General features: G+C 52.1%; 1 rRNA gene. It reads left to right on the top strand.

The features are described from left to right. Positions 1-920 (top strand): 23S ribosomal RNA (locus tag P6N53_RS18525); the annotation flags it as partial.

The following is a 920-nucleotide window of genomic DNA, read 5'->3' as shown; positions in this document are numbered from 1 at the left end:
CCAAGTACTGCGGGACACGAGAAACCCCGTGGGAATCAGGGGGGACCACCCCCCAAGGCTAAATACTCTTAGCGACCGATAGTGAACAAGTACCGTGAGGGAAAGGTGAAAAGCACCCCGGGAGGGGAGTGAAATAGAACCTGAAACCGTGTGCCTACAAGCTGTCGAAGGGCGTTAAAAGCCTGACGGCGTACTTTTTGTAGAACGGACCGGCGAGTTACATCTAACGTGCAGGTTAAGGCAGGAAAGCCGGAGCCGAAGCGAAAGCAAGTCTTAATAGGGCGCAATGTACGTTGGAGTAGACCCGAAACCTGGTGATCTACCCATGTCCAGAGTGAAGCTTTAGTAAAATAAAGTGGAGGCTCGAACCGACCTTCGTTGAAAAGGAGGCGGATGAGGTGTGGGTAGGGGTGAAATGCCAATCGAACCAGGAGATAGCTGGTTCTCCCCGAAATAGCTTTAGGGCTAGCCTCGGTGAGAGATTAGCGGAGGTAGAGCACTGAATGGGCTAGGGGCCTTCACGGGTTACCGAACCCAATCAAACTCCGAATGCCGCATAATTATAACCGGGAGTCAGACTGCGGGTGCTAAGATTCGTAGTCAAAAGGGAAACAGCCCAGACCAACAGCTAAGGTCCCAAAGACAGGCTAAGTGGAAAAGGATGTGGGGTTGCACAGACAACCAGGATGTTGGCTTAGAAGCAGCCACCATTTAAAGAGTGCGTAATAGCTCACTGGTCAAGTGGCCCTGCGCCGAAAATGAAACGGGGCTAAGCCTGGCACCGAAGCTTTGGAATGATGAATGTCATTGGTAGGGGAGCGTTCTTAACGAGTAGAAGCGGTACCGTGAGGAGCCGTGGATTGTTAAGAAGTGAGAATGCCGGTATGAGTAAGCGAAAAGGCAGGTGAGAATCCTGCCCG

Origin of the sequence: Desulforamulus aquiferis (assembly GCF_030577015.1) — a bacterium.
In the GTDB taxonomy this organism is placed as follows: domain Bacteria; phylum Bacillota; class Desulfotomaculia; order Desulfotomaculales; family Desulfotomaculaceae; genus Desulfotomaculum; species Desulfotomaculum aquiferis.
The sequence above is the reverse complement of the archived record's forward strand: the minus strand, read 5'-3'. Positions and strand labels throughout refer to the sequence as shown.